Here is a 23335-nt window from a genome sequence, read left to right on the forward strand (position 1 = left end):
CTCGACGAACCGATCGCGCTTGCCAATCCGATTCCGGCACGGTTCCGAAATGCTTCGGTGACCCCCGGAGTGCGGGCACTGGGGAGTCCGGCCAGGGGGCCGGGGGTCACGACCGCTCTCGCGGCGCCCAGGCGTCAGGTCGAGCCGGAGCTGCCGACGCCTCGAGTCCGCTGCGCGGCTGGACTCATCGTAGATCCGCAGGCCGCATCGCACCCAGCTCGCTCCACAGATGGGCGATGGATGCCGCGCCCCGGAGCAGCATGTCGATGTCGATGCTCTCATCGCCGGCGTGCCAGTGATCCTCGGGAAGGCCCGTCCCGAGGAACAGCACATCCGCGTCGAGGGTCCTGGCAAGAAGGTCGGCCGGCCCTCCACCCGCGTTGCCCATCCGAAGGCCGGTGGGACGCTCGAATCCGGCGGCGATCGCCCGCTCCAGGCAGTCCAGCGCCACGCCGCGGCGGGTGACGTAGGGAGGCTGGGAGAGCTCCTCGTCCACCTCGAGCGAATACGTGACGGTCTCGGGTGTCCGCTGCCGCACGTATTCGCGGAGCTGTTCGGCAACGGTGGCGATCTTCTGGTTCGGGACGGTGCGGATACTCAGGCCGGCCTGTGCGGTCGCCGGAATGACGGCTCGCGCGATGCCTTCCGGGTCGCCGGCGAGCAGCGACAGCACCTCGATCGACGGGCGCTCCCACAGCCGCTCGGGCACGGTGTACCCGGCCTCGCCGGTGACGCCGCGGGTCTCGGTGCGCGCCGTCCAGCTGTCGTCGTCGTACGGCAGTTCGGCCAGCTCCTCCCGACGCTCCGGAGTGAGCGGGGCGACATCGTCGTAGAAGCCCGGCAGCGTGACGCGGCCCTCCGCGTCGTGCAGTCCGCCCACCACCTCGGCGAGCACATGAGTGGCGTTCACCGCAGCGCCGGATACAGCGCCGCTGTGCAGATCGCGCGCCGCCCCGGTGATCGAGAGGGATCCCGTGATCACGCCGCGCATCGAGGTCACCACGGCCGGGGCTTCACGCTGCCACTGCACGGTGTCGGAGAACACGATGATGTCGCAGCTGAGCTCGGTTCGATGCCTGTCGAGAAGCTCGGCGAGATGCGGCGATCCGATCTCCTCTTCGCCTTCGACGAGGAGCTTGAGGTTGACGGCGGGCTGGTTGCGTCCGGTCGCCGCAAGGTGGGCGCGCAGTCCCCACAGATGGGCCATGACCTGCCCTTTGGCGTCGGAGGCGCCCCGCCCGAACAGCCGGTTGTCGCGGACGGTGGGAGCGAAGGGCGAGGTGACGTGCCATTCTTCGGCCTTGGCGTGACGAACGTCGTGATGGCTGTAGACGAGCACAGTGGGCAGGTCCGGGTCGACGAGCCATTCGGCGTAGACCGCTGCGCTCTCGCCCGATCGAAGAAGCCTGCTCGACAGGCCGGCGTCGCGGAGGCGACGGCGGAGCCACCGGGCCGAGCGCAGCATGTCGGCGGTGCGTTCGGGGTCGGCCGCGACCGAGGGGATCCGGATCCACTCATCGAGGGCGTGCACGATCTGCGCAGTGGAGGCCGCGAGGAACCCGCTGACGGAGGGGCCGCCGGCGACCGGTGACATCGACGCCCTGTCCTGGGCGCCTCGGGCGGCACCGACGCTCATCTGTCTCCTCCTGACGCGGGAAGCGCCATCGCGATTCTTCCTCGGGCCCACCATCGGGCATCGCCGCGCGGTGACGGGAAGGGATTGACGCGAGTGGAGGCCGCGCGCTAGCGGCGGCACCGTTCAGTACGGCGACGATCTTCGACCGAGTTGCTAACGGCGCCTCCCAGAGAGCACGCCCGCACGGATCGCCGCCCGTACCCGTCAGTCCTCGGGGCCCTTCCCCGCGTCGAACCGCTCCTGGTAGCGCTGCGTCGCCTCGCGCAGGAGCGCGTCGTCGATGCGCGCCACGGGCACGACGTCGCGCAGCAGCGGCTCGCAGTCCGGCCCACGGCCGACCTCCTCGCCGCGCAGCACCCAGGGGAATCGGGCGGGATTCTTCGCCTGAAGCTCGTTGTACTGGCACACCTGGCGTGCCAGCCAGTCCTCGAACGGCCGGTCCCACCACCGCTCGGCGTGCAGGGGGTTGACGGACAGGCCGGGAAGCTCCAGACCGCTCTCGGTGTCGATGCTGGGGCGGTCGTCGCGCTCCGGTCCCTCGCTGTACCGGACATAGGCGACGCCCAGTTCCGAGACGAGCCCGGCGAGCTCCTCGAGCGTGCGCACCGACGTATCCAGGCGGACCGAGCGCAGCAGCGGCATCCCTTCCATGCGGCGACGATGCCTCTGCGAATCACCACCGACGAGAGCCTTGACTCGTGGCGGCTCGGTGTGGAAGGAGCTGACTAGTGTCTTACGTGAGCAGTCGGGCATCGACGTCCTCACCCGGGCGGCCCCCGACGTTCAGAAAGCACGCTCCGTGGCATCCTTCTCCATCGGCGACGCCGACTTCCTCCTCGACGGGCAGTCCCACCGCATCCTCTCGGGGGCGATCCACTACTTCCGGGTGCACCCGGAACAGTGGGCCGATCGCATCCGCAAGGCACGGCTCATGGGTCTGAACGCCATCGAGACGTACGTGGCGTGGAACGTCCACGAGCCCAGGAAGGGACAATGGGATGCCGCGGGCTGGAACGATCTCGGACGGTTCCTCGACCTCGTCGCCGAGGAGGGCATGCACGCGATCGTGCGACCGGGACCCTACATCTGCGCGGAATGGCACAACGGCGGGCTGCCCGTCTGGCTGACCAGCATTCCCGGCATCCGGCTGCGCTCTTCCGATCCTCGGTATCTGGCCGAGGTGACGCAGTACCTGCGCCGTGTCTACGCGATCGTCGCGCCGCGGCAGATCGACCAGGGCGGGAACGTCATCCTCGTGCAGATCGAGAACGAGTACGGCGCCTACGGCGCCGACCGTGACTACCTGCGCGAGCTGGTCGATGCGACCCGCGCGGCGGGCATCACGGTGCCGCTCACCACCGTCGACCAGCCGGTGCACGACCATCTCGCGAACGGCACCCTGCCGGGGCTGCACGCGACCGGGTCGTTCGGCTCCCGCGCGGCCGAGCGCCTCGCGACGCTGCGCGAGCACCAGGCCACCGGACCCCTGATGTGCTCGGAGTTCTGGGACGGCTGGTTCGACTGGTGGGGCGGCCACCACCACACCACGAGCGCGAGTGCGGCGGCGAGCGAGCTCGACGACCTGCTGTCGGCCGGTGCTTCCGTGAACGTCTACATGTTCCACGGCGGCACCAACTTCGGCCTCACGAACGGCGCCAACGACAAGGGCCGCTATCTGCCGATCGTGACGTCGTACGACTACGACGCGCCGCTGGACGAGGCGGGTCACCCCACCGAGAAGTACTGGGCGCTGCGCGAGGTGCTCGCGAAGTACACCGAAGTCCCCGACGAGGTGCCCCCAGGACCCGTCGAGGCATCGGTCTTCACCGTCGAGCTGAGCGGCACCGGCGACCAGCAGTGGAGCTCCGCCGCCGACAGCGCCGCGCACGTCGAGCCGCCCACCTTCGAAGAGCTGGACCACACCGGGGCGCTGGTCGTGTACGAAGCCGAGCTCCCTGACGATGCGTTCCGCCACGGCGGGCCCGCGCTCTTCGAGGTCGATGAGGTTCGGGACCACGCCTGGGTGAGCGTGGATGGGCGGCCCGTCGGGACGATGTCGCGCACCCTGCACCAGCGTGCACTAGCCATCCCGCAGGGCACGCGCCTCCGACTCCTCGTCGAGGAGCAGGGCCGGGTCAACTACGACCACCGGATCGGCGAGCGCAAGGGCCTCATCGGCAACGCGCGACTGGACGGCAGGCCCGTCACCGGCTGGAGTGCCACGCCCATCGATCTCGCCTCGGTCGCCCGCGCCGCCGCCGAGTCGACCGGGCACGGTGCCGGCCGCGCCCGCTTTGTCGGACCGGTCGCGCTGCGCGGTGAGTTCGACCTCGACGCGCCGCACGATCTCTTCCTCGACACGGAGGCCTGGGGCAAGGGCTACGCCTTCGTGAACGGCCTCTTCCTCGGCAGGTACTGGTCCAACGGACCGCAGCGCACTCTGTACGTGCCCGCGCCGGCGACCCGGCAGGGACGCAACGTCATCGTCGTCGTCGAACTCGAACAGCTCGGCGAGGCGACAGCGCGGTTCGCCCCGTATCCGGTCCTCGGCGGCCTGGAGCAGTGAGGCCTGTCCAGCGAACGCTTGCCGCAATAGCCTGAGCGCATGCGCCAGGGCGAGCTGGATGTCGGGGACGTCGGTCAGATCGCGCGGACGGGCGCCGTTCCGCCCGGTCAAGACATCGATGCGGTGGTCGCCGCTGCGCACGCCCGGGCGCTCCGCCACTCCCAGGGCGCGGTGGCGGATTACATCCCTGTCCTCGCCGAGGCCGATCCCGAGCTGTTCGGGCTGTGCGTCGTCGACGTCGACGGCGGTGTGCACGCCGAGGGCGACACCGGCGCGCTCTTCTCGATCCAGTCGATCTCGAAGGCCTTCGTCTATGCGCTGCTCTGCGACGCGCTCGGTCACGAAGAGGTCTTCGACGTCGTGGGAGTCAACAACACCGGCGCCGCGTTCAACTCGGTCGTCGCGATCGAGCTCAACGGCGGCCACCCGGGCAACCCCATGGTCAACGCCGGCGCGATCGCCACGACGGCGCTGCTGCCGGGCGACTCGGCCGAGGCCCGGTGGGAGGGGATCCGTGCCGGCCTCTCCCGCTTCGCCGGACGCGAGCTCGAGATCGACGAGGAGGTCTACCGCTCCGAGACCCTGACCAATCAGCGCAACCGCGCGATCGGGCAGCTGCTCGAGAGCTACGGCCGTATCCGGTCCGACCCGGCCGAGGCCGTCGACGTCTACACGCGTCAGTGCTCGCTTCTGGTCGACGCGCGCGATCTCGCCGTCATGGGCGCGACGCTCGCCGACGGCGGGGTGAATCCGGTCACGGGGGAGCGGGTCGTGTCGGCCGATGTCTGCCGCGACACGCTCGCCGTGCTGGCGGCGAGCGGACTGTACGAGCGCTCGGGCGAGTGGCTGTTCGAGATCGGGCTGCCCGGCAAGTCGGGAGTCGCCGGCGGGCTGGTGACCGTCGCCCCGGGGAAGGCCGGGATCGCCGCGTACGCGCCGCGGCTCGACAGCGCCGGCAACAGCGTGCGGGGACAGATCGCCACCGCCTACCTCTCGCGCGCGCTCGGCTTCAACATCTTCGCCTCCGACTCCCACTACTCCCGAGGAGATCTCGCATGACCTCGACACCCGCCACCCGGGCCAGCCGGAGCGCCACCGATCGGGCGTCCTGGGCGCCCATGATCGGGCTGTTCCTCGCCCAGATCCTCATGTCGTACAACGTCTCGGCGCTCCCGGTCTCGCTGGGAGGGATGGTCGAGACCTTCGGCGTCTCGCCGACCGACGTCAGCACGGCGATCGTCACCTACGGCCTGGTCGTCGCCGCGCTGGTGATGGTCGGCGCGAAGATCGGCCAGCGCGTCGGCTGGGTGATCATGTTCCGCATCGTCGTCGCGCTGTTCGCCGCGTCGGCGCTGACGATGATCTTCGCACCCGGCGTCGAGTGGGTCATCTTCGCCCAGGCGCTCGCCGGCGCGTCCGCGGCGATCATCGTCCCGTCCCTCGTCGCGCTCATCGCCGAGAACTACCACGGTGCCCAGCAGGAGACCGCGATCGGATCGCTGGGATCGGCGCGAGCACTGGCCGGCGTGAGCGCGTTCCTCATCGGCGGCACACTGGCGACCCTCGTCGGATGGCGCCAGGTCTTCGTCGTGGTGCTGGTGCTGGCGGTCGCGGTGTTCCTGCTGAGCTTCCGGCTGCGGGGCGCTCCCGGCAACCGCGGCATCAAGATCGACTTCGTCGCCGCCGTCCTCATCGGCCTCGGAATCGTGTCGCTGACGCTCGGCATCAACAACCTCAACGGCTGGGGCCTCCTGTTCGCCCGTCCCGACGCGCCGTTCGACATCCTCGGGCTGTCGCCGGCACCGGTGCTGATCGTGATCGGCGTGGTGCTGGTGCAGCTGTTCTTCGTGTGGACCCGCAGACGGATGAGGGCCGGCAAGGTGCCGCTGGTCAGCCTCTCGGTCTTCGGGTCCAGCCGCGAGCGCGCGGCCGTGTACGCGATGTTCATCGTGGTCGCGATGGAGGCGGCCCTGAACTTCACGATCCCGCTGTACATCCAGATCGTGCAAGGACGCACGCCGTTCGACACGTCGCTGGCGATGCTGCCCTTCAACCTCACGGTGTTCTTCACCGCGATGCTGGTGGTGCGCTTCTACCGGCGGTTCTCGCCGCGCACGATCGGCATGTTCTCGTTCGGTCTGACCACGGTGGCGCTGGTGTGGCTCGCGTTCGTGGTCACCAACAACTGGGAGACGCTCCCGACGATTCTGGGGCTCTTCGTGTTCGGCGTGGGGCAGGGCGCACTCGTGACGCTCGTGTTCAACGTGCTCGTCACCGCCTCCCCGAAGGAGTTGGCAGGCGACGTGGGATCGGTGCGGGGCACCACGCAGAACCTCGCCTCGGCGGTCGGCACCGCGGTCGCCGGTGCGCTGCTGGTCGGGATCCTGAGCGTGAACGTCGTGTCGTCGCTGGCCGAGCACCCCGAGCTCTCGCCCGAGCTGGTCTCGCAGGTCGACCTCGACCGCGTGACCTTCGTGAGCAACGATCGCCTCGACGAGGTGCTGTCGCAGACCGACGCGACGCCCGCGCAGGTCGACGCCGCCGTCGCCCTGAACGAGCAGGCGCGCCTGAGTGCACTCAAGCTGGGCCTGCTGATCCTCGCCGGCGTCAGCGCGCTCGCCATCGTTCCCGCGAGCCGGCTTCCCGACTTCCGCCCCGGCGAGATCCCGGAATCGGTGGCGACGGGCGAGAACGCCGACTAGAACACACCACGATGGGGCGGATGCCGCGGGCCGCGGCATCCGTCCCTCTCCGGCTGCCCGCAAAGAAGTTCGCTATTCAGTGTTGCTAACTACCGGTACTCAGTGGTACTGTCTAGTGGTACTCAGCAACACAGAGTAGATCGAAGGAGGTGGAGAACATGGGCAATCAGATGACGGAGATGCTGAAGGGCACTCTCGAGGGCATGGTGCTCGCGATCCTGGCCGGGCGCCCCGCGTACGGCTACGAGATCACGGCGCGACTGCGAGACGAGGGCTTCTCAGACATCGTCGAGGGCACCGTCTACGCGCTCCTCGTGCGCATCGAGCAGCGCGGACTCGTCGACGTCGAGAAGGTCCCCTCAGAGAAGGGGCCACCGCGCAAGGTGTTCTCGCTCAACCCGCAGGGACGGGCGCAGCTCGAGGAGTTCTGGGGCACCTGGACCTTCCTCGCAGAGCGGATCGAGCACCTGCGCGTCGAGCACACAGACAGCAGTGAAGAAGACGACCACACCGAGCAAGGGAAGAACTGACATGGCCGCCAAATGGATCGAAACCCTCACCGGGTCCCTCGAGCAGAAGAAGCAGTACAAGCAGTACAAGGCACGGATCGCCGCGCTGCCCGAGCCGTACGGCAGCGTCGCCAAGGCGACCGAGCGCTATCTCATGTACGCCGGCGCCATCACCGACGGCGACACCATGATGACGATGTTCGGCGACTTCGCCGACCTGTGGGAGCGGGCGGCCGCCGATGAGACGCCCGTCCGCGACATCGTCGGAGAGGACCCCGTCGAGTTCGCGGAGACGTTCGCCGCCGCGTACGACGCGAAGCAGTGGATCGACAAGGAGCGGGCGCGGCTGAACAAGGCCGTCGCCGACGCCGAGAAGGGAGAGCAGAAATGAGCACCGACGCAGCCATCCGGGTCAGAGGCCTGGAGAAGTCGTACAAAGACCTCCACGTCCTGCGCGGCGTCGACTTCGACGTGGCCACGGGCAGCATCTTCGCCCTGCTCGGCTCCAACGGAGCCGGAAAGACCACCGTGATCCGCATTCTGGCCACGCTCTTGAAGGCGGATGCCGGAACCGCGGTCGCGAACGGTTTCGACGTCGCCGCCCAGCCGGGCGAGGTCCGCGAGTCCATCAGCCTCACCGGGCAGTTCGCCGCCGTGGACGAGGTGCTCACCGGGCGCGAGAACCTCGTGCTGGTGGCGAAGCTGCGCCACCTCGAGAACCCCGGCGGCATCGCGGACGATCTGCTCGCACGCTTCGCGCTCACCGATGCGGGCGGGCGCAGGGCGGGCACCTACTCGGGCGGCATGCGACGCCGGCTCGACATCGCGATGAGCCTGATCGGCAACCCGCCGCTCATCATCCTCGACGAGCCGACGACCGGTCTCGACCCCGAGGCGCGCCTCGAGGTGTGGGGCGCGGTTCAGGAGCTCGCCCGTGGCGGCACCACAGTGCTGCTGACGACGCAGTACCTCGATGAGGCCGAGCAGCTCGCCGACCGGATCGCGATCCTCCACGAGGGCCGGATCATCGTCAACGGCACCTTGGCCGAGCTGAAGCAGTTGCTGCCGCCGGCCAAGGTCGAGTACGTCGAGAAGCAGCCGAGCCTCGAGGAGATCTTCTTCGCGGTCGTCGGCAACCGAACGACCGGCGCCGGAGCCACCGTCGCCGCCCCGGCCGCAGAGACCGACACGACACGTAAGGAGCGATCATGAGCACCACCCACTTCGCCGGCGATACCGCCGTCCTGACCAAGCGCTCGCTGACGCACATCCTCCGCAGCCCCGACACGATCATCACCACCGCTGTGACCCCGGTCGCGCTGATGCTGCTGTTCGTCTACGTGCTCGGCGGCGCGATCGACACCGGCTCGATGTCGTACATCGACTACATGCTCCCGGGCATCCTGCTGATCACGATCGCGTCGGGCATCGCGTACACCGCGTACCGGCTGTTCCTCGACATGCAGGGCGGGATCTTCGAGCGCTTCCAGTCCATGCCGATCGCACGCTCGTCCGTGCTGTGGGCACACGTGCTTACCTCGCTCGTCGCGAACATGATCTCGCTCGTGATCGTCGTGGGGGTGGCGCTCCTCATGGGGTTCCGCACCGGCGCGAACGTGCTCGAGTGGCTTGCCGTCGCCGGCATCCTGATCCTGTTCACCCTGGCGCTGACCTGGATCGCCGTGATCGCCGGACTCTCGGCGAAAACGGTCGACGGAGCGAGCGCGTTCTCGTACCCGCTCATCTTCCTGCCGTTCATCAGCTCGGCGTTCGTCCCGACCGACACCATGCCGGCTCCGGTCGCCTGGTTCGCCGAGAACCAGCCCGTCACCTCGATCGTCGACACGATTCGCGCGCTGTTCGCAGGCCAGCCGGTCGGAAACGAGATCTGGGTCGCCCTCGCCTGGTGCGTCGGCATCCTGATCGTCGCGTACTTCGCGGCGATGGCCATCTACCGCAAGAAGATCAGCTGACGTGACGTCCGCGACACGTTCGAAAGCCCCGCGTTCCCTGGTGACAGGAACCGCGGGGCTTCCGTGCGTGCCGCGTCGGCGGGGCGGGTCCTGGTAACGTTGCCACACATTCTGGTAACGTTGCCACACGTCGAACGGCCCACCGCGACACCGCCCTGACACAAAGGAGTGCCCAGCGTGACAGACGACGTCATCGGCGTGGGGATCGCCGGGTTCTGGCACGTCCATGCCGACGATTACGCCCGTGACGCCGCGGAGCACCCGAGGACCAGAGTGGTCGCGGGATGGGATGCGGATCCGGACCTCGGTCGCGAGGGCGCGGACCGCCTCGGGATCGCGCGGGCGGAATCCCTCGACGAGCTTCTCACCCGACCCGACGTGGCGGGAATCGTCGTGACCACGGCGACCGCCGACCACACCGATGTGATCGCGCGCGCGATCCGTGCCGGCACGCACGTCTTCACCGAGAAGCTCCTCGCGCCGACCGTGGCGGAGTGCGAGGCGCTGGCCGCGGCGGCTCGCGAGCGCGGGGTCGCCCTCGTGGTGTCGCTTCCCCGGCTGTCGGAGCCGGCGCTGGTGACGGCATCCCGTCTGGTCGATTCCGGTGCTCTCGGCGCTGTGACGTACGCACGCGTGCGCATCGCCCACGACGGGTGGCTCGGCGGTTGGCTGCCGGACCGGTTCGCCGACCCCGTCGCTGCGATCGGGGGCGCCTTCTCGGATCTCGGATGCCACCCGGCCTACCTCGTGCGCCGGTTCCTCGGGTCGGGGCCCGCGGTCGTGACCGCGGCGTACGGCCACGTGACGGACAAGGCGGTCGAAGACAACGCCGTGGTGATCGCGCGCTACCCCGGCGGAGCGCTGGGCGTGGCCGAGGCGAGCTTCGTGACGACGCCGGGTGCCTTCGCCTTCGAGCTGCGCGGAACGCAGGCCTCGCTGCTCTTCGGGTTCGGGCGAGAGGACCTCATCGCCAAGGGCGGCCGCTTCGGCGACGGATGGGCGGCGGTGCCTCTCGACGAACGCGGGCGGAGTCCGTTCGAGCTGTGGGCCGACGCCGTCGGCGGCGCGGACCTCGCGGCCGAGATCGACGACAACCTGCGGACGGCGATCGACCTCACCCGGTTCGTCGTCGCCGCCAACACCGCCGCCGCCACCGGCGGGACAGTGCACATCGAGGAGGAAGAACGGTCATGACAGGTGCCGGCACACGCAGAGTGCGGATCGGGCTCATCGGCGCGGGAGGAATCGCGGGGGCGCACGTCGCGGGCTACCGCCGCAATTCCGACACCGTCGAGTTCGCGGCGATCGCCGACCCGGTGCGCGAGAGCGCCGAGAAGCGTCGCGGCGACGACGACGGCGTCCGCATCTATGCCGACTATCGCGAGATGATCGCTGCGGGCGGCCTCGACGCGGTCGACATCTGCCTGCCGCATCACCTGCACGCCGATGCGGTCATCGCGGCGGCCGACGCCGGGCTGCACGTGCTGTGCGAGAAGCCGCTGTGCCTTACGCTCGCCGAGGCCGCCGAGATCGCCGCCGCCGTCGAGCGCACCGGCGTGACCGTGATGTGCGCGCACAACCAGCTGTTCCAGCCGGCGGTCGCGGCGGCCAAGGAGCTCATCGAGAGCGGCGCGCTCGGACGCGTCTACGAGGTGCGCACCACCGACAGCTTCTTCAACGACTTCACGGTCGAGAGCATGGGCTGGCGGGCCCGGGCGGCGACGTCGGGCGGCGGCGAGCTGATCGACACCGGCTATCACCCGCTCTATCTCCTTCAGCACCTCGCCGGAGGCACTCCGGTCGAGGTGGGCGCGATGCTCTCGCGTCATCGTCTGGAGTTCATGGAGGGCGAGGACTCGGCTCAGGTGCTGGTGCGGTATGACAATGGCGTCGTCGGCCATGTGACCACGAGCTGGGCGTACGAGCCGGCGGTGGGCACCGAGAAGTTCTCTCTCGTCGGCGAGAAGGGGTCGCTGAGCTCGGACGGCACCACCCTCCACGTCCGCGTGCGCGGCGAGGAGCCGGTCACGACGACCTTCGAGCCGGTGCACGAGTTCGCGGCCGAGGTCGCCCACTTCGCCGGGTGCGTGCGCGAGGGCCGCCGGCCGATCCAGACCCACGTCGAGGGCATCGATGTGCTCGGCGTGATCCTGGCCGCCTATGAGTCGGCGACCACCGGCTCGATCGCGGGCGTGCGTCCCGTCGAAGGCGTGTCGGCACCCGTCTGAGCGGGGATCGCCTCCAGCAGGATCCGCGAGAGCTCGTCGGGGCACTCGATCTGCGGCCACCGTCCGGCGGGCAGATCGACGATCGTCAGCTTGGCCAGGTGCGGCAGCTCGCGCGCGGGATCGATGCCGGCCGCCATCCACCGGCGGATGTCGTCGGCCGTGAACTCGGTCGCGACGAGGGTCACCGGCACGGCCAGGCGGCGGGGGTCGGTGAGTTTCTGGACCTGGTCGAGAACGTGCGACGCATTGCTCTGCGTGCGCTTGTGCAGCGCCGCGAGCGTCGCGTCGACGGCACGGTATCCGGCGGTCATGGTCGTCGTGCCGCGGGCGTCGAGGGTGAAGCCGCTGAGCACGTACGCCCCGTCTGCGCTGGGAAGGCCGCCGACGTGGATGGCGCGCGCCACGCGGTCGGGGCGCCGGTTGACGGCCGCGTGCACGAGTCCGCATGACTCCGCGTGACCGACGAGCACGACGGGGCCGCGGCAGCGGTCGATGGCGGCGGTGATCTCGGCGACGTGATCGGCGAGCATCGATCCCTGGCGGTCCGCAGTGCGGGAGTCGAGGCCGCGCAGCGTCAGCGCGTGAGCGTCGTGTCCTGCGGCGCGAAGGCGGGTGGCGACGCCGTCCCACGACGACGCGTCCAGCCAGAGTCCGGGAACAAGGATGACGTCCACCCAGCATCTCCTTCACGAGGCAACATGCCATCGTGCCTCTTCTCAGCCGAAGGCGCCGAGGGGGTTGCCTGAAGGCGGCTCGTGTGCAAGCGTTTCGGCGGTAGGCCGGATGCCGTGTCTCAGGCGGCCCCGGTGGCGAGGGCGTCCTCGCATCCGAGCAGCAGGACTCCGGCGCTCCAGGCATGCGAGAGGGTGAGGAGCATGCCCTTCGGCTGGAAGCACGACGTCTGGTAGTAGCGCTCGGTGACCATGCCCCGGTAGGCGTTGAAGTCGCCGTCGAAGCGCGCGACGAACTGACGGAAGCACGCGAGCGTCTCGAGGGCGCGCTCCCGGTAATGGGGGTCGCCGGTGACCTGCGCGAGCTCGAGCATCTCGCGGGTGCAGACGAGGCCGTACGCGTGCAGGTGCTGGTTGGATGCCGAGGCCTGGTCGGCGCCGCGCGTTCCGAAGTCGTAGACGCCGAGCATCGAGCTGGGCGCGAAGTCGACGTCGTAGGTGTAGCGGAAGGTGAGGGCGAAGTCGGCGGACCGGCGCGCGAGGTCGAGCCACTCTCCGCCGCCGCCGGCACGGAACAGCGCCATGTAGGCCATGAAGGCGACGTAGCCGTCCTCGCTCGTGACGGCGAGATCGACATCCTCCGGCGCCCCGTGCAGGTACTCGTCGAGCACGAACCGTGCGTAGTAGCGCCCGGCTCGCTCAGCCGCTTGGCGGTAGCGCGGATCCCAGTCCGCGGCCTCGACGAGCGCGCCGACCCAGGCGAGACCCGCCGATCCGTCCCACGAGAGCACCTCGCCCGTCTCGGCGTGATGGATGCTGCCGAGGTTGCCGTCGGCGCGCTGGCGCGCGACCACCGCGTCGAGGTTGGAGCGCGCCGCCTCCCGCCACCGCCCGTAGCCCGCGACGGCGACGGCGCGCACGAGGAACTGCGTGGCCTCTCCGAGTGTGCGACTGTGCAGTCCGCGACGCTGCGTCGTCCAGCTCTGGGTCCAGCCGCTTCCGCGATACCAGACGCCCCAGAAGGTGCCGCTCGGCGACAGCTCTCTCGTGCAGAAGTCGATGACGTCGACCGCCGCGTCGCGGAGGGTCGCGGCATCCGTCCGGTCCGCGTGTCGCAGCATCGCGTACGCCCACGGGATGCCCGACACCCAGCCGACGTGCATCGCCTGCCGATCGACGGGTGCGCCGTCCCGGCCCGAGACCTCGCGATCGAACCCGACGGTCTCGAGCAGAACACCCGGGTCCGGATCGTAGTGCCAGCGCAGCAGCCCTTCCGCGGCCAGCTCCGCCGCCGTCGGCACGTCGACCCACGGGCGCAGAGGCGCGGCAGGCGCGGAACCGGCGTGAAGGGCTCGCAGGACGCGGGCGTAGTCGTGACGATCCGGACCGAGCGTGTGGATGCGCACCCCGAGCATGATCTCGTCGCCGGGGCGGAAGACGTGCCGAAGCGCCTCGGCAGGCCTCGGCTGCGCGTCGCCGTAGTACGTCACCGGGAACTCTCGCGCGGGAAAGGTCGCGCTCAGCTCGGCGCGGCCGTCTCGCAGCGCGAAGCCGAGACCGGTCAGCCCCAGTGCGGTGGTCGGGTCGGCTGACAGCGCCAGGCCTGAGGCGCCGGGAGCCGGCCAGGCGAAGACCACCGGGGTCGCCGCACGGTCGGATCGGAAGTGCCACTCGTCGCTGACGAACGCGTCGTGCTGCGCGGCCGACCGGGCCCCGGCCTCGAAGCGGGGATACAGCCGGTCGTTGGCTGCCGGGCGGTTCTCGCCGTAGAAGACCCCGGGGATCAGCCACCACGGATCCGTGGCGGCGTCGATGCGCACCGTGATGCGGACGGCCGCCGAGACCTCGTGCGGGCCCTCGTAGCGGACGGCGATCCGATGCCCATCGCTCTCGGCCGTGATGCGCACGGCGAAGTGCTCCGGGGCGGCATCGAGGATCGTCGCCGAGGGCGACGGTGCCTGGTTCACGCGGGCTGCTCTCCCAGCGGCCACTCGAGCAGGTCGACCTCGACGATGTCGGCATCCGGGTCCAGCGGCACGCGGAACGTGCGCACCTGGTGCGGCCGGAAGTCGCCCTCGATCGTTCGGCCGAGCAGCGGCAGCTCGATGCGCGCCGCGGCGTTCGCGCCCCGCGTCTCGACGGCACGCACGATGAGGTCTGCGGGCGCGATCGTCGGCGTGTCCTCACTGCCCTTGACCGCTGTCACCATCACGGCTCCCGCGCCGTCGTCGGCGAAGCCGTCGCGCGGCGGCAGGTCGCCGTCGTGGAACGACTCGAGCTGCGCCCTCACCGGCGAGCCGAGCACCGCGGCACGGCGCGTGGGCTGTGCCGCACGCCAGTCGCCGGCGTGCGGCACCAGCTCGAGGCTGAATCGCTGAACGCCCTGGTCCTGGAACGAGTACACGCCCTCGGGGTCGAGCAGCCGCGGATCGTGCCACGAGTACACCGGGCTGCGCACTGCGGTGATGCCGATGCTCGGCGTCTGAAGTCCCGCGGATCCGCTCGGCGACACGTCCCAGCCGTGCTTGGTGGTGCAGACGACCGTCAGGCCGGCGGCCTCGCCGTCCACGGTGCCGGTGAGGTCCACCCACGACTGCGCGGGCTCTTCGGCACCGTCGACCGGGCGGGAGATCGTGCCGTACGGGATCTCGTAGGTCGCCTCCGGGTCGGCGAGGCCGACCGGGAAGCGGAGCTTGAGCAGGTGCGCCTTCTCGCGCCAGTCGATGGTGACGTCGACGCGCACCGCGCGCGCATCGTGGGCGAGCAGATACTCCTCGGTGAGGGTGCTGGCACCCCAGGACCGCTCGACGCGCACCCGTGAGCGCAACGGCCCCGTCTCGCGCACGACGATGCGATCCAGCGTCATGGCCACGCCGGGCCACGCGTACGAGATCACGCGATGGCCCCAGGTGTCGGTGGGGTCGTCGCACACCGCCGTGCGCGGCTGTCCCTGCGTACCGCGGAGCGGATCGGCGCCGCTGGCCTTGTCGAGGAGCGACACGACATCGCCGGTGCGCGGATCGATCTCCACCCGCAGGTGGGCGTTCTCGATGACCGTGCCGTCCTCGGCGACCGAGAGCCCGGTGTCGACCGGCAGCGCCGGTCCGGGCAGCATGCGGTACAGGGCGTACCCGAGCGCGGGGACATCGGCCCGGAAGGTCACCGCGCCGCGGCTGAGATCGCCGGTGGTGGCGGTGGACTGGGTCCCCTGCGACACAACGGGCGTGCCCTCATGGTCGACGACGCGCACGCCGCTGCGCTGCGCCCCGTACTGCATGTCGACGTCGACCGACACCGGCCACGGGTGCGGGTTGAAGACGACGACCGGCTGCGTCGAGGCATCCATCGGGATGTCGATCCGACGGGCGATGCGGTTGTGCGCACGGGTGATGAGGCGCTTCGAGATCGCCACGGCCTCGCCGAGCTGATCACGGGCGTCGTCGTACGACGGCTCGATCGCGGAACCCGGAAGGATGTCGTGGAACTGGTTGAAGAGGATCTGCTTCCACGCCCGCTCGAGGTCGTCGCGCGGGTACTCGGCGCCGGTGAGCGCCGTGTCGATCACGCTCCAGCGCTCGGCGGACAGCGCGGCCCACTGCGCCCGGCGCTGCCACGCCTTGATCCCCGAATGCGACGAATAACAGCCCGGCGCGTGATGCTGCAGGTCATCGCGGCGGACCGCGAGCGAGTCGAGGAAGCCTTCGCCCCGAGCGAGCATCTCGTCGAAGTACGCGCGCGGTGACGACATCGTCATCCTCCCGAAGCTCCCCATGCGGTCATAGCGGTGGATCGATTCGATGTTCGCCTTCGTGGGCCCGCCGCCGTGGTTGCCGACGCCGTAGAAGACCATCATCTCGCCGAGCGACCGGTCCAGCTGTGCCAGGGACTTCTCCGTCTGCCCGGAGACGTCGCCGGGAGGACTGCCGTACTCGAACGGGATCCGGTAGGCGAGCACGCGGGATCCGTCGCGCGATTCCCAGTGGAAGAGCGTCTCGTCGAGGTCGCCCTCGTGCGGCCCGGGCCGAAGGAAGCAGTACGAGTCCATGCGCTGGCTCTGCAGGATCTGCGGAAGTGACGCGCTGTGCCCGAACGGGTCCACATTCATGCCGACGGTGGCGATGCGACCGAACCGGGAGTGCAGGTAGCGCTGGCCGTAGAGGCCCTGTCGCGCGAAGGACTCACCCATCGGGGTGTTGCAGTCGGGCTCGACCCACCAGCCGCCGACGTTGACCCAGCGCCCTTCGGCGACGCGCGCCTGGATGCGCGCGAAGAGATCGGGGTCCTGTTCTTCGACCCACGACAGCAGCACGATCTGGTCGCACGTGAAGACGAAGTCCGGGTACTCGTCCATGCGGTCCAGCGCGCTGGCGAAGGTCGCGCGGGCCTCCTGGTAGCCCTCCTGCCACGGCCAGAGCCACACCGGGTCGAGGTGCGCGTTGCCGATCATGTGCAGCGTGCGGTCGGGCGTCGCCGTCGGCCGCGGCGCCGCCGCCATGTCGCGCGGCTGGTCGCCGGAGGGCGCATTGGCCACCGGGGCCTTGCGCGTCTGTCCGGTGACGGCGGGCGCGTCGGGCGAGACGCCGTGCGGCTCCTCGACGAGCTCGACCGCCGCGCCGGCGAGGCCCGGGTCGAGGTGCTCGGCCATGCCGGCGCGCTCGCTCGGGTTGATGGAGTCGTTCATCGCAGCTGCTCTCCCGCCGCCCATGCATCGAGGATCTCGGACAGCGCGTGCAGAAGGAAGGTGTGCAGCTCCTGGATCCGGGGCGTCTCGCGCGAGGGGACCAGGAAGGCATGATCGGCGAGATCGAGCGATGGGCCGCCGTCGCCGCCGGCGAAGAGCAGGGTCGTGGCGCCGTTGGCGCGGGCGGCGCGCAGTCCGTTGACGACGTTCGCCGACCGGCCGCTGGTCGTGAAGGCCGCCACCACATCCCGCGGCCGCGCGAGCGCCTCGACCTGCCGCGAGAACACGTCCTCGAACGCGTAGTCGTTGGCGATGCACGTCGAGACCGTCGCGTCGGTGGTGAGGGTCACCGCCGGAAGCGGCCGGCGGTCGCGCTTGTAGTGGCCGATGAGCTCGCCGGTGAAGTGCTGCGCGTCGGCGGCGCTCCCGCCGTTGCCGAACGTGTAGAGCGTGGAACCGCGGTCGAAGGCGTCGATGAGCACCGCGCCGACCTCCCGCACCTGGGGGAGCAGCGGTGCCGCTTCGCGAGCGGTGGCGATGTGAGCGTCGAGCTGTTCGTCGAGCCAGTCAGACACGGGTGGTCCCCTTGAGATCGAGGTGGTGGGCGAGATCGAGGGCGAGGGCGCCGGCGCCGACGACGCACACTTCGTCGCCGAGGCCCGCGAGGGTGACGACCGCGCGCGCGGCGGCAGGCGCCATGGCGGTGTCGCGGACGACCGCGCGCACCGGGTCGAGGAGCAGCGTGCCGGAGCGCGTCACTCCGCCGCCGAGGACCACGACGTTCGGCTCGAACACGTTGACGAGGTCGGTGACAGCCTGCCCGAGCAGTGCGGTCGTCTCGTCCCAGAGCTCCGCTGCGAGCGGATCGCCGGCCGCGGCGGCGGCTGAGACGTGCTCGGCGCGCACCGCCGGAAGCTCACGCAGCGAGGACGGGCGATCCGTCGCGGCCAGCGCCTCGGCAGCGCGCCGGGCGATGTTCGTGCCCGAGGCGTACGCCTCGAGGCAGCCGTTCCTGCCGCACTCGCAGCGGCGGCCGCCGGGCCGCACCATCACGTGCCCGAATTCACCGCCGTTGCCTGCGGCGCCGCGGTGCAGCCGGCCGTCGATGATCGATCCGCCTCCCACCCCGGTCGACAGCGTGAGGTACAGCGCGATGTCTGCGCCGCGCGCGGCGCCGAACCGGTGCTCGCCGAGGACGGCGGCGGTGGCGTCGTTCTCGACGACCGCCGGCACGCCGAAGGACTCGGCGGCCATGGCGACGATCGGCACGTCCACCCAGCCGGGCAGATGCAGCGGTCCGGTCAGCACTCCGGCTGCGGCATCGAGCGGTCCGCCGCAGCTGATGCCCACAGCCGCCGGCTCGCCGAGGCCGGCCGCGGCGATGCTGCGTCGACCCATGTCGAACAGGTGAGCGATGACCGCTTCAGGACCGCGATGCTTCTCGGTCGGCTCGGAGAGGAATCCATGCGTGCGGCCGTCGGGGGTCACCATCGCGACGGCGAGCTTCGTTCCGCCGATGTCCAGCGCAAGCACCGGGTGCGTCGTTGCCATGGGTTCCTCCGGCCTGGGCACAGTCATCACGACGTCACCGAGGTGAGAGACCCGATGTGACATCGTTCCCACATCATAGCAAAGCAGTGCGTCCTCACAAGGAGTCTCGGGCTCGCGACAGGGTGGAGGGGCGGCGCGGCTCAGCTCGGTGGCGCCGCGATCGAGCCTCGATCGACGAAGCGCGTCGGCATGACGATGGTGCGCACCGGCGCATCCGGCGTCTCGATGCGGTCCAGGAGAGCGCGCATCGCGGTCGCACCGAGGGCTCCGGCATCCTGCATGCGTGTCGAGACGCCCGGGTGCACCATCGTCATCCACGGAGCGTCGTCGAACCCGACGAGGCTCACATCGGAGGGGATGCCGAGGCCCAGCGCCTGCGCGGCGCGCCACGTCCCCTCGGTCAGCACGTTGTTGGCGGCGAACACCGCCGTCGGCCGGTCGGGACGCGAGAGGATGCGCTGGGCGGCGGCCATCGCCTCTTCGGCGTCCCACCCTGCCTGGACGATGAGGGAGTCGTCGACTCGGATCTTCCGCGCCGCGAGCGCGTCGAGGTAGCCCCGCTGCCGCTCATCGCCGGTCGTCCACTCGGTCTCGTCGATGAGCAGTGCGATGCGCTCGTGCCCGGCGGCGAGGAGGCGCGAGGTGGTGTCGCGCGCCGCCGCGCGGTTGTCGACGACGACGGCATCGGTCTCGTTCGCGTCGAAGCGGCGGTCCACCTCGATGAGGGGTACGCCGATGCGGCCCAGGAACGTGCTGAGCTCGGCGGAGACGGGCGTCGCGATGACCCCCGAGACGCGCGAGGCCACGAGGGTCTCGGCGGCCTCCAGCTCGTCCGAGCCGTCGCCGCGGAGATCCACCATCACCAGCGTGCGGCCGTGGGCGCGGGCCTCTTCGCCGATGCCCGAGGCCAGCTCGGCGTAGAAGACGTTCCGCAGGTCCGACACCAGGACGCCGACGGACCGGCTGGTGCCCTGCTTGAGGCTGCGGGCAGTGACGTCGACGACGTACCCGAGCTGCTTGGCGGCGGCCCGCACGCGGTCGCGCACCTCGGGCGCCGCATAGCCGTTGCCCGACAGGGCCCGGGATGCCGTGGATCGGGAGACGCCGGCGGTGTCGGCCACCTCGCGGATCGTCGGACGGACGACGGGTCCACGGCGCGGGCTGTCGCTCACCGCGCCGCTGCCTCGACGTCGATGATCGCCTCGGCGTGCTGGCCGAGCCGGAGATCGCCGATCGTCACGTCGATCGCCAGTCGCTGTCTGCGTCCCGGGGACGCGGGGGTCACGGTCAGCTGCACAGAGGACTCCTCGCCGGGTCCGAGGTCGAGCTCGAACTGCGGCTCGGACGAGCGCCAGCCTACCGGCAGCACGGGAGTCAGCCGTGCGCGCGCGGGCTCGGGGAGCGGGTTGCGCACGCGGACGAGGTATTCGACGGTTTCATCCATCGCCGTCCGTCGCCGATAGGGAAGGAGCCGTGCGCATTGACCGTCGGGTCCGATGGAGAGCGCCTCGAGGGGCAGCAGCCGCTCGTGCAGATCGTCGACCTGTCGCGCCGACTCGGCGAGGTAGTCGAGGTAGCCCTCGTCCACCCACCGGGGATCCCAGTGGCCGCTCGCCATGAGCCCGGGTCCGATCCGGCGATAGAGGGCGGCGCTCGCCGCGTAATCCCCCAGGCGGAAGAGATTCCGGTACTGGTAGTTCATGATGTCGCGACGTCCGTCGCGTCCGCCGAGGCCCTCCTGCTGGTCGCCCGTGAAGACGACCTTCACCCCGTCGACGACGAGCGAGTACGCCACGGCGTAGAGCGTGTGCCCGGGCTGCGGGTGCGCCGTGATCTCGTACTCGTTCCAGGTGAAGGGCTCGTCGAGCGCCAGGACGCGGTCGGCGACGATCGGGTCGTACCACTGGCAGGGAAGGTCTTCGAACCAGGGGTCCGCCATCGTCGGCGCCACATTCTCGGGGATCCACAGCTGCGTGCCCTCGACGTCACGCAGCAGCGGCATGCCGGCGATGTGATCGTCGTGATAGTGCGTCGGCAGCGCTACCGAGATCTTCGTGACCCCGAACAGCTCGCGCAGAGCGGGGAGGGACGCGAGCCAGGGTCGCCGCGCCGCGCGCTCCTGGGTGGGCACGAGCCCGGTGGTCATGTCGTAGCCGTAGTCGATGATGAGCGCTTCGCGCGTCTCCGAGAGCAGCACGTACGAGCACGACATCGACGTCCGGTTCAGAAGCAGATGAGGGGTGATCGCGACGAACGGGTCCTCCAAACGCGCCCGGAGCTCCCACGGGTACGAGCGCCGCGAGTTCACGTACTCCTGCATCGTCTGTGCGAGCAGTTCGAGGGCCCGATCGGGATCACGCATGATCTCGCCGTGCGAGGGTGCGAGCACCGAGAGGTGGTAGCGGTGCAGCAGCAGTGCGCTCAGCACCGTCATCGCCGGCCCCTCGGTCTGCGTGTACGACCACTGCGTGGCCGCGAGCGACCACACCTTCCCCGGGGAGTGCAGCAGATCGCCCGAGAAGGCGATCCGCTCGCCGTCGCGGTCGAGCAGGTAGGTCACCGAGCCGATGGTGTGACCTGGTGTCGGAAGCACGAAGAGCCGCACCCCCGCCTCATGGACATAGCGGTACTCCGGCACGGTCGCATGCACCGGCACCGACTCCAGCAGTGAGAAGCGGTCCTGGCGCAGGTTGTAGTCGTTGTCGAGCTGCCGCCCTTCCCACATCTCCTCCACGCGGTCGAACAGCTCCCGCTCGACCGGCGGAACGTGGATGCGGGCGCCGTGCTGCACTGCGAGCGGAAGACCCTGTCCCTGGTCACGGTGGTGATGGGTCATCAGCACGTCGGTGATGCGACGGATGCCGAGCTGCGCGAGGTACTCGAGCGCGACGCCCGACCCGAAGTCGATGGCGATCGCATCGCGCTCGCCGGGTGGCGTGTCGGGGTCCACGATCAGGTAGACGCTGCAGGAGTCGGCGACGCGCCACACGCCGCGCGCGATCGCCGTCACGGTCATCCGAGCGTCTCCCGGTACTTCTTCCAGGTCTGGCCGATCAGCTCGAGGTGCTCCGGATCGATCGGCTCGTTCTCCACGGTCTCGAGGTAGTACAGGGCCGGGACGCCGAGCCCGGCCTGCGCGTGCGCATAATCCAGCCACTCGTCGCGGCTGGGCATGGGCCATTGATCGGTGTCGACCGGATGCCCGGGCATCGCCGTCGCGACGATCTCCTGGCGGGCCCGCAGCTGAGCGGCAACCGAGACGGGCCGGCCGCTCACGTCGTGCTCGAGCACGTCGTTCGTTCGGATCATGTCGGCGATGTCCGAGAACGACGGATGCACCGTGTGCGTGATGATCAGGGCGTCGGGCTTGATGCGCTTCGCCGCGGCGTGCAGGCGCCCGACCAGCCGATGCAGCGCCGCGACACCCCACACGCCGTCGCTGTCGGGAGCCGATCGGAGGGTCGCCCCGCTCGGCGCGCGCTGGGTGAAGTCCACCTTGAACCCATCGGCGTCCATCCCTTCGGGCGAGAGCAGACGCTCGACGATGCCGTCGAGGCGCTCGAGGTAGGCGGGGCTGCCGGGATCCGCCGCGATGGCGCGACCCGCGGCATCCGCGATGCACTCCTCGACGGGCAGTCCCGCCGGGTCCCACGCCTTCCACCACAGCACGACGCGGCGTCCCTGATCGTGCTGACGCGCGATCCACCCCGGCATGTCGGGCCACGCCTCGGTGTCGGCTTCGGCGGTGCCGTACTGCGCCTGCCAGCGGTCGTCGATCACGACGGTGCCGGGATCGAGGGATGCCGCGGCCAAGGTCGCGAGGAACTCGTCGTACGTCTCCTGCCGGCAGAGGTCGGGCGCCCAGCCCTTCTTGCCGGCGCGGGCGACCTGCGCTCCCCAGCCGCAGAACAGCGGCTCGAGCCACCACGGCTGGATGGCGGGTGCGGCGCCGGACGCACAGCCGGTGTCGACGAGGTCGCCGCGGTAGGCCTGCAGTGCGGCGGCCGGCGACGCCACCGGCCGGATGACGAGGCTGGGCGAGCGCCACTCGCCGTCGACTCGGGTGTGGCCCTCGTGCGCGAGCCTCACCAGGCCGCCGCCGTCGACGGGGTCGAAGCGCATCGTCGTGAAGCGCAGCTGTGCCACGGGCGCACGCAGCCAGGTCGCCAGCCACGGGCCCGGTCCCGGCGTGAACGCGTCGGTCGCCGGGTCGCGCCCGAACGCGAGAGCCAGGGGCGGCGGCGAGAAGATGCCGTTGAGTCGCCCGGGGTCGGCGTCTCCCACGACGCCCAGCGACGCCGCCGACCAGACCGGGCGCACGAAGGCGACCGGCTCGGTCGGGCTCGGCACGTACAGCGACTGGGCTTCGAATCCCGAGCGGAAGGTCCCGCTCGCGCCGGTCGGCACGATTCCGTCGCCGCCGAGGATCGTGACGTCGGTCAGCTCGCCGCTGCCGACGGCCTCCAGCGTGATCTCGACGCTGTCGTGCGTGCAGCGGATCTCGAGCAGTCGCTCGGTCCAGGCTGGGGAGGCGGTGCGGATCGTGAGCACGACGGCGTCGGACTCGCTGCGGACCTCGGGCGCTGAGATCGACATGGTCTCGTCGTGGACCGCGCGCGTGTGGACGCTCGACAGCGCGCACAGGCGCATCCACGGGTTGCCGTCGGCGTCGTCGAGATCGAGGTACGGCGACACCGTGATGCCGCGGGGGCCGGTGCGCCACGACAGCGAATACGTGGCGGCTCGGATCGTCCGTCGATCGTCGTCACTCGTCAGCGAGAGGGCGGAGCTCATGTGGGAAAGTCTATGTGATAACGT

The 23335-nt window shown here is 70.2% G+C and carries 19 protein-coding genes; 9 read left to right on the plus strand and 10 right to left on the minus strand.

The genetic code is table 11. The features are described 5' to 3' along the window. Positions 1 to 184 precede the first annotated feature (184 nt). Positions 185 to 1636, minus strand: coding sequence for a M20/M25/M40 family metallo-hydrolase (locus tag WYM_RS04765; RefSeq protein WP_019179688.1), 1452 nt, complete (start codon positions 1634 to 1636; stop codon positions 185 to 187). A gap of 204 nt (positions 1637 to 1840) precedes the next feature. Beyond that, entirely contained in the window at positions 1841 to 2287 is a 447-nt protein-coding gene (locus WYM_RS04770) for a DUF6098 family protein (protein ID WP_237739309.1), read from the minus strand. 148 nt (positions 2288 to 2435) lie between these two features. On the opposite strand from WYM_RS04770, the gene WYM_RS04775 reads away from it, so the two are divergent. From WYM_RS04775 to WYM_RS04815, 9 genes are all read left to right on the plus strand, one after another. Beyond that, complete coding sequence (locus WYM_RS04775; protein ID WP_026059553.1) at positions 2436 to 4202, plus strand: glycoside hydrolase family 35 protein; 1767 nt, start codon at positions 2436 to 2438, stop codon at positions 4200 to 4202. Positions 4203 to 4241: 39 nt separating this feature from the next. After that, positions 4242 to 5261: a glutaminase A gene (gene glsA / locus WYM_RS04780; protein ID WP_019179691.1), complete on the plus strand. Its 1020-nt coding sequence runs from the start codon at positions 4242 to 4244 to the stop codon at positions 5259 to 5261. After that, positions 5258 to 6904 carry an MFS transporter gene (locus WYM_RS04785; RefSeq protein ID WP_026059554.1) on the plus strand — a complete coding sequence of 549 codons (1647 nt, stop codon included), beginning with the start codon at positions 5258 to 5260 and terminating at the stop codon, positions 6902 to 6904. The genes glsA and WYM_RS04785 overlap by 4 nt, the downstream gene beginning before the upstream one ends. 158 nt (positions 6905 to 7062) lie before the next feature. Further along, a complete protein-coding gene (locus WYM_RS04790; RefSeq protein WP_040569077.1) occupies positions 7063 to 7434 on the plus strand; it encodes a PadR family transcriptional regulator in 372 nt (123 codons plus the stop codon). Between the two features lies 1 nt (position 7435). Beyond that, positions 7436 to 7804, plus strand: a complete 369-nt coding sequence (locus tag WYM_RS04795) for a DUF1048 domain-containing protein (RefSeq protein WP_019179694.1) — start codon at positions 7436 to 7438, stop codon at positions 7802 to 7804. Then, positions 7801 to 8625 (plus strand): ABC transporter ATP-binding protein, encoded by an 825-nt coding sequence (locus WYM_RS04800; protein ID WP_019179695.1) that lies wholly within the window; start codon positions 7801 to 7803, stop codon positions 8623 to 8625. The genes WYM_RS04795 and WYM_RS04800 overlap by 4 nt, the downstream gene beginning before the upstream one ends. Then, on the plus strand, positions 8622 to 9386 hold the full coding sequence (locus WYM_RS04805; protein ID WP_019179696.1) for an ABC transporter permease: 765 nt from the start codon (positions 8622 to 8624) through the stop codon (positions 9384 to 9386). Before WYM_RS04800 ends, WYM_RS04805 begins: the two co-directional genes overlap by 4 nt. A gap of 177 nt (positions 9387 to 9563) precedes the next feature. Next, positions 9564 to 10580, plus strand: a complete 1017-nt coding sequence (locus WYM_RS04810; RefSeq protein WP_019179697.1) for a Gfo/Idh/MocA family protein — start codon at positions 9564 to 9566, stop codon at positions 10578 to 10580. Then, positions 10577 to 11614, plus strand: a complete 1038-nt coding sequence (locus WYM_RS04815; RefSeq protein ID WP_026059556.1) for a Gfo/Idh/MocA family protein — start codon at positions 10577 to 10579, stop codon at positions 11612 to 11614. Before WYM_RS04810 ends, WYM_RS04815 begins: the two co-directional genes overlap by 4 nt. On the opposite strand, the gene WYM_RS19260 is transcribed toward WYM_RS04815, so the two are convergent. The 8 genes from WYM_RS19260 to WYM_RS19265 form a co-directional block, all read right to left on the minus strand. Then, positions 11545 to 12288: an alpha/beta fold hydrolase gene (locus tag WYM_RS19260; protein WP_019179699.1), complete on the minus strand. Its 744-nt coding sequence runs from the start codon at positions 12286 to 12288 to the stop codon at positions 11545 to 11547. The two genes, WYM_RS04815 and WYM_RS19260, sit on opposite strands and share 70 nt — an antisense overlap. 119 nt (positions 12289 to 12407) lie before the next feature. Continuing rightward, a complete protein-coding gene (locus tag WYM_RS04825; protein ID WP_019179700.1) occupies positions 12408 to 14252 on the minus strand; it encodes a hypothetical protein in 1845 nt (614 codons plus the stop codon). Further along, positions 14249 to 16966: an alpha-mannosidase gene (locus WYM_RS04830; RefSeq protein WP_019179701.1), complete on the minus strand. Its 2718-nt coding sequence runs from the start codon at positions 16964 to 16966 to the stop codon at positions 14249 to 14251. The genes WYM_RS04825 and WYM_RS04830 overlap by 4 nt, the downstream gene beginning before the upstream one ends. After that, positions 16963 to 17541, minus strand: coding sequence for a D-sedoheptulose-7-phosphate isomerase (locus WYM_RS04835; RefSeq protein WP_019179702.1), 579 nt, complete (start codon positions 17539 to 17541; stop codon positions 16963 to 16965). Before WYM_RS04835 ends, WYM_RS04830 begins: the two co-directional genes overlap by 4 nt. Continuing rightward, the gene (locus tag WYM_RS04840) at positions 17534 to 18517 is read right to left on the minus strand and encodes an ROK family protein (protein WP_019179703.1); all 984 of its coding nucleotides are present in this window, start codon (positions 18515 to 18517) and stop codon (positions 17534 to 17536) included. The genes WYM_RS04835 and WYM_RS04840 overlap by 8 nt, the downstream gene beginning before the upstream one ends. Before the next feature lie 140 nt (positions 18518 to 18657). After that, entirely contained in the window at positions 18658 to 19689 is a 1032-nt protein-coding gene (locus WYM_RS04845; protein ID WP_019179704.1) for a LacI family DNA-binding transcriptional regulator, read from the minus strand. Beyond that, the gene (locus WYM_RS04850) at positions 19686 to 21533 is read right to left on the minus strand and encodes an MBL fold metallo-hydrolase (RefSeq protein ID WP_019179705.1); all 1848 of its coding nucleotides are present in this window, start codon (positions 21531 to 21533) and stop codon (positions 19686 to 19688) included. Before WYM_RS04850 ends, WYM_RS04845 begins: the two co-directional genes overlap by 4 nt. Beyond that, positions 21530 to 23311 carry a hypothetical protein gene (locus WYM_RS19265; protein WP_019179706.1) on the minus strand — a complete coding sequence of 594 codons (1782 nt, stop codon included), beginning with the start codon at positions 23309 to 23311 and terminating at the stop codon, positions 21530 to 21532. The genes WYM_RS04850 and WYM_RS19265 overlap by 4 nt, the downstream gene beginning before the upstream one ends. Between the last annotated feature and the right edge of the window lie 24 nt (positions 23312 to 23335).

This window comes from Microbacterium yannicii PS01 (assembly GCF_000304335.1).
Taxonomy (GTDB): domain Bacteria; phylum Actinomycetota; class Actinomycetes; order Actinomycetales; family Microbacteriaceae; genus Microbacterium; species Microbacterium yannicii_A.